Genomic DNA, 6,326 nt, shown 5'->3' on the forward strand with positions numbered 1-6,326 from the left:
TAAGTATTTAACTATGAAAGATACTATCAGGTTGTTTGTAGCGGCTATTCTGCCCGAGACACTTAAAGACAAATTGCAGGAGCAGCTTATACTTTTTGAGCATCCACATGTCCGTTTTGTACCCCGCCAGAACCTGCACCTCACCTTATACTTTATCGGAAACGTGCCGCTGTCGCAGCTGGAAACTATAAAGCAGACCATTAAAGAAACAGCCAGAAGGCACCTGCCATTTACACTGCACTTTGCACAAACCGAACCCGGCCCGAAAGCACGTAACCCACGCCTGGTCTGGGCCAGGTTTGAAGCCGATAATACTTACCTGGAGCTAAGCCGTGAGCTTGCTAAAAAATTATCGGGTGCAGAACCGGCTAACCAAAAAGTTATTCCGCATATTACCCTGGCCAGATTCCGGAAAGATAAACCTGCACCAAAAGACCTCCCAATTGTTACTTCGCCGCACGCTCTTGAGTTACAAATTGATGGTATTGCGCTCTGGCAATCAGAACTGGCATCGCCGCACCCAGTTTATACAGTATTGGATGCTTACCCGCTTGGCTAAAACCTACAACTAACAATTTAAGTATGATAGGCACATTCAATCACTGAAGCTTAAAACGCATGCTATGAACCAGACAGACCTCACCAAACTGATGATGGAGCTAAAAGACAACGGCCTGACTGTGGCTTTTGCAGAGAGTTGCACGGCGGGACTGCTTGCCTCCGAGTTTGTAAAAGCCAAAGGCAGCAGCGATGTGCTTAAAGGTAGCCTGGTGGTGTATCAGCCGGAGGTAAAAATAAAGCTGCTGGGCGTGAAAAAGGAAACGCTGGAACTCTACACAGCCGAATCGCAGCAGGTAACAAACGAATTGGTAATGGGCCTAAAAAAGCTGCTGAATGCTGATATAAGTATAGCCACAACTGGCCTGGCCGGCGAGGGCGGCTCCGAAAACCCTGAAAAACCCGTGGGCACTATGTTTGTATCTATACTTTATGATGGCAAGGCCGAGGAATTCAGAGAGGTTTTTAAAGGCAATACTGAAAGCGTGCGTAAACAGCTGGTAGATTATATTTTCGAGAAACTGCAGGGCATTGTCCAAGATCATTATAATAACAGATAAGCCTTACCTTTGTAGCCGTTAACAAATTACTTGATTTGCCCAACCTACCAGACAGCGGCTTCGATAAGGTAGCACCATTCTACGACGCATTAGCCAGACTTATTTACGGTGATGCCTTGCAAAAAGCACAGTTATACTTGCTGCCTTTTATACCTGACAAAAGCCGTGTACTGGTAATTGGCGGAGGCAGCGGATGGCTTTTAAAACAGCTTATACTTACCGGCAAGCAACTGGATATTTTATACGTAGATGCTTCTCCACGCATGTTAAATAAAGCAGAAGCAAAGTATAAAAGTCTAGTTCAGCCACACTCCTGTCAGGTTATTTTCCGCCTGGGCACTGAAGCCGCCTTAGCACCTCACGAGCAGTTTAATGTCATTATCACTCCTTTCCTGCTCGATCTTTATCCGCCACAGCGGCTGCGACGGCTTATGCAAAAACTTTCTGGTTCGTTGACTGCTGGGGGGCTGTGGTTATTTGCCGATTTCTGCCCAGTGCAATACCCTATGCCGTGGTGGCAAAAAACTTTAGTTTGGGGTATGTATACTTTCTTTGGAGCTGTAAGTGGTGTACAGGCTAAAAAGTTGCCGGAGTATGATTTTCATTTTGACTCATTAGGTTTGCAGAAGATTGCTTCGGAGAGTTTTTATAGCGAATTTGTGCAGGGGAAGGTGTTTATCAGGTAGTAGATAGTACTGTCTGGCGTTTTCCTCCGCGCTTTAGTAGTTTGATGTTTAAAGCATGATTTCTTTGGATACTTAATAGATGAGAACCATTTGCTTTTTTCTCATCAAAGAAAGGCTTTAAGTTTTAGCCAGCTTTTCGCCTCGCCGGCTGGGCCTCACTTTTCTCCTTGATGAGAAAAGTAAGCAAAAGAATCAAGACGCTGCTTTCTCGAGGGCCCCTACCCCCACTCGCTGAACGCTCTTTATCGAGGGCCCCTACCCCCAACAGTGGACCGTCGTTTAGTGCACCTGGCAAGAGCCGTTGTTTCATTGCAAGAGTATAAAATCCACCTCACTCCTCTCTTATTGTCATCCTGCTAAGGATCTTGGTAGAAGGGAGGTTAAGCGGCTGCAGTCATGAAACCCACCCCTGTCCCCTCCGAGGAGGGTAATTCTCGCTACTGCTTTAGCAGAGGCTCAAGTTCCATTGCCACAGCCATACCTCGAACAGGTCGCGACCTGTCCCTGCAAGTTACCGCACCCTTGCTCACATCCCCTACAATCCCTATATTTAAAATTCAAAGTATACACCCAATAATGAAAAACATAAAACGGATCATACTTGGACTAGCCTTAGGCATAATAGCTACTCCAGCGGTTGCACAACAGAAAACAGACTACAAACTATCGTTCCCGAATGCGGTTCACCACGAAGCAGAGATTCAGGTTACTTTCTCCAGCGTTAAAACCGATACGCTACAGGTACTGATGCCGCGCAGCTCACCGGGCCGTTATGCCATCCATGAGTTTGCTAAAAACGTGTACAATGTACGCGCTACCGATGCACAGGGCAAACCACTGCAGATCTATAAAGCAAACACCAGCCAATGGAATGTAGTAAAGCCACAGGGCGATGTAACGGTTAGTTATACTTTATTTGCCGATCATGCTGATGGTACCTACGCCGGTATCGACGAAACCCACGCGCACCTAAATGCCCCGGCCACACTTATGTATGCTAAAGGTTTTGAACAGGCACCGGCTTATGTAACGTATAATGTACCGCAAAACAGCAACTGGAAAGTAGCTACGCAGCTAAAACAGGAACAAGGCAACACCTATTTCGCCCCTAACTTCCAGTACCTGATGGACAGCCCTACCGAACTCAGTAACTTCGATTTTGCCGAGTGGACAGTAAACGACAAGGACAAGCAGAAGACCATACAGGTAGCTTTACACCATACAGGCACCAAGGCACAGTTTCAGGAGTATGTAGACAAAACAAAAAAGATAGTGGAAGAGCAACAGGCCGTGTTTGGCCAGTTACCAGACTTCGACTTTGGGCGCTATACGTTTATTGGCTGTTATATGCCGCAGGCTGTAGGCGATGGCATGGAGCACCGTAACTCTACCATACTTACCAGTTCCCGTCCGTTGGCCACAGCTATGGGGCCGCTACTGAACACTGTATCGCATGAGCTTTTCCATGCCTGGAACGTGGAGCGCATTCGTCCCAAAAGCCTGGAGCCGTTTAACTTTCAGGAGGCTAACATGAGTGAGGCGCTTTGGTTGGCAGAGGGTTTTACCAGCTACTACGGCGACCTGACCATGGCGCGAACAGGGATTTATGATGTAAAGAAGTATGCTGCAGATCTGGCCGGCGATTTAAATTATGTGCTGCTGTCGCCTGGGAGGGAGTATCATAGTTTAGTAGAGATGAGCCAGCAGGCACCGTTTGTAGATGCAGCCCGCTCCGTAGACCCTGTAAATCGCCACAATACCTTTATCTCCTACTACACTTATGGTTTGGTTACCGGCTTGGCCCTGGATATGACGCTGCGCCAGCAGTACAACAAAACCCTCGACGATTACATGCAGGCGCTGTGGCGAAAGTATGGCCAGCCGGAAAAACCTTATACTCTGACCGACCTTGAGGAAACTTTGGCAGAAGTATCAGGAGATAAAGCCTTTGCCAGCCAGTTTTTTCGGAACAGCATATACGGCAGCCAGTTACCAGACTTTGCACCGCTGCTGGCCAAGGCCGGTTTAGAGTTAAGACAAGCAAAGCCAAACGAGACTACACTAGGCCTCATCTCGCTGAAATACGAAAAAGAGGGTGCCACTATCAGCAACGGCACCTATGCAACCTCTGCAGCCTATAAAGCCGGCCTGGACCGTGGAGATGTGATCTTAACGATAGACGGACGTAAGCTGAAATCAGAAAAAGACCTGAATAAAGTGTTAGGGAAGCACAAACCCGGTGATACGGTTCCGGTTACCTTTAAACGCCATGGCCAGACCCGCACTACTAACCTTGTGCTGGAGGGAAACCTGACGCTGGAACTGGTACCCTACGAAAGTATAGGCAAGCAGCTCACTCCGGAAATGCAGGCTTACCGTACGGCATGGCTGGGGGCCAAAGCAGAACGATAATCAAGCGTCAGTTATCAACAACCTGTTCTGTATTTATTCTACGGTATTAACTCAGTAAACATCAGAGAACCATTTAAAGAATGGTTCTCTGATGTTTACTGAGTCAGCATTACTACCTTTCAACCATCCTGTTCCTAACTATCTTATCTAAGGGAATATTAACCAATGGGCAGATAGTGATGGTTAGTAAAAAGTATAGTCCCAAAGCCCTTGGATAGACGTCCACATTGAAAGCTCCTGTGACAGTTAGCTCTGGAGCAATAATACCGGACAATGCTATCAGCAAATAAAACAGACATAATTTTAGAAAGACATTCTTGTTATGTAAGGAAGTATAGACACAAATCAAACTATAAGGAAGAAGAACGCAAAATAAAAAAGCCCAAGTATAAACCAGCAAGGTCCATCCCATCGTAATAAATGCAAAACCAATTTCAAAACCATATTGTGGATTAAAAACAGCGTTTATTATCGCCGCAAATAAGCTTGTAAGTGGAGGTGTAACCATTATACTAATGGCAATTAGTCTTACCGTTAGATAGGGCCAATGATTCCTTATATTAGTTACAGTCATTAGAAAGAGTACTTAAAGGTAATATGCCATCTCTCACATCTTTTACTTTTACCCAGTCTGGTCTGTATTGTGTGCCAGGCACAATTGTAGCTTGACCATCAGCACCAGGTTGATTAACATAATCTCGAATTCCTTTTTGGAAGGATTCCCAAAGTAAATCAGCCATTTCAAATGCAATACCGTCATTACCTAGAGCTGGTGCTGAAGTAATGTAATTTGAGAATGTAGTGAATGGATCAGTTATGCGATCAACACCCTTAACATAAAAGGTATAACTACCATCTGAATTAGATGTATAGCCAAATTCCCTATTCCCACTTACTGGATGAAACCCATTAACAGGATCTTTTATTGTAGAAAATATCCAACTATTAGGAGTAACTTTTGAAACAACAACAGAACCATTATCGGGACCGCCAATGTTAATACTAACAATTGCCCCTCGTGGGTTTGTAGAGTTCCAAAGCACTCTATCATCAATATTCCCGTATACTAAGGGTGAAAAACCAGAATAAGCTGTGTTAACGAAAGTATTGATGTTAGTTCGCACTTTATACAGCAATTGTTCTGGTGTTAGCCTTTGACCATTGATCACTGGAAGTTTTGTAATTTTCACACTAAAGAAATCCATATTTACAATAGAGCTGTAGGCATTATCGATATCCAAAACCTTGCCTACATAATTAGAACTAGTAGGAATGCCCAGCAAAGTGTTTGATGTTGTTGATGATTGCTGTACAATATTATAAACTTTTGCTTGTAAGTCTTGGTCAACTTTATGCTTTGCCAATGCTATCCATTGCTGTACTAACTCGCATGGAATGTCATTTCCAAATAAAGCTAAAGGTTTGTTTTCTACTAACTCATTTAATTGCCAAATAGCAGGAACAACCACCAATGGAGGCGAAACTACTCCAACTTTTATAGGAGTTGGTTCTTCATAACCCGTTGATCCACCAGACCCTCCACCACCGCCACCATCATAAGGATCTGATGGTATATAAGTTCCCCCGCCATAACTTGGTGTGTATCCTGGCTCGACACTAGCGTTATCACATTCTTTAACGTATATATCCAAATAAATAACTCCGTCGCAATTTAATCCATACCCTCCTTCAGCAGTATCATTAACAGAGCCACCTACACATTCATAGTTATACTCAAAGTAATCCACACAATAAGTAGTTGAAGATTCAGTAGCAATAAGCTGTTGCTACTGATTCCCATTAACCCAATTGTTTGTTTTAAGCAAGTTACCCTCTAAATTATAAACTTTAAGAATGCCTGTGAATTTCTTAAAGTCTAAAACTCCTTTCTCAGAGTAATATAATTTATCTTCAGCCTCATAAACATAAATGTTTCCAATATAACCACCGTTTACTTGTCGCAGAATTAGGTTGGAAAATGATTTACTAGAAGCTATCTCAAAAATAGGAATTAGCGCTTAAACTTGTTTGTTAGTTTCTCATGGAGCTAACAAATGAGCAGTGGGAAAAGATACAGGATCTGATTCCAGATCCTGTGAAACGGGCTGAT

Annotated in this window: 5 protein-coding genes; 4 read left to right on the top strand and 1 reads right to left on the bottom strand. The window is 44.1% G+C overall.

The annotated features are described in order from the left end of the window. Positions 1-13: 13 nt before the first annotated feature. From thpR to K0O23_RS18050, 4 genes are all read left to right on the top strand, one after another. A complete protein-coding gene (gene thpR, locus K0O23_RS18035) occupies positions 14-559 on the top strand; it encodes an RNA 2',3'-cyclic phosphodiesterase (RefSeq protein ID WP_219878853.1) in 546 nt (181 codons plus the stop codon). 64 nt (positions 560-623) lie between these two features. Then, the gene (locus K0O23_RS18040; protein WP_219878854.1) at positions 624-1,118 is read left to right on the top strand and encodes a CinA family protein; all 495 of its coding nucleotides are present in this window, start codon (positions 624-626) and stop codon (positions 1,116-1,118) included. 35 nt (positions 1,119-1,153) lie between these two features. Next, the gene (locus K0O23_RS18045) at positions 1,154-1,804 is read left to right on the top strand and encodes a class I SAM-dependent methyltransferase (RefSeq protein WP_219878855.1); all 651 of its coding nucleotides are present in this window, start codon (positions 1,154-1,156) and stop codon (positions 1,802-1,804) included. A 576-nt stretch (positions 1,805-2,380) separates the two neighbouring features. Then, complete coding sequence (locus K0O23_RS18050) at positions 2,381-4,216, top strand: M61 family metallopeptidase (protein ID WP_219878856.1); 1,836 nt, start codon at positions 2,381-2,383, stop codon at positions 4,214-4,216. 560 nt (positions 4,217-4,776) lie between these two features. Here the strand turns inward: K0O23_RS18050 and K0O23_RS18055 are convergent. Beyond that, positions 4,777-5,964, bottom strand: a complete 1,188-nt coding sequence (locus tag K0O23_RS18055) for a hypothetical protein (RefSeq protein ID WP_219878857.1) — start codon at positions 5,962-5,964, stop codon at positions 4,777-4,779. Positions 5,965-6,326 lie beyond the last annotated feature (362 nt).

Origin of the sequence: Pontibacter aydingkolensis (assembly GCF_019443125.1) — a bacterium.
Taxonomy (GTDB): Bacteria; Bacteroidota; Bacteroidia; order Cytophagales; family Hymenobacteraceae; genus Pontibacter; species Pontibacter aydingkolensis.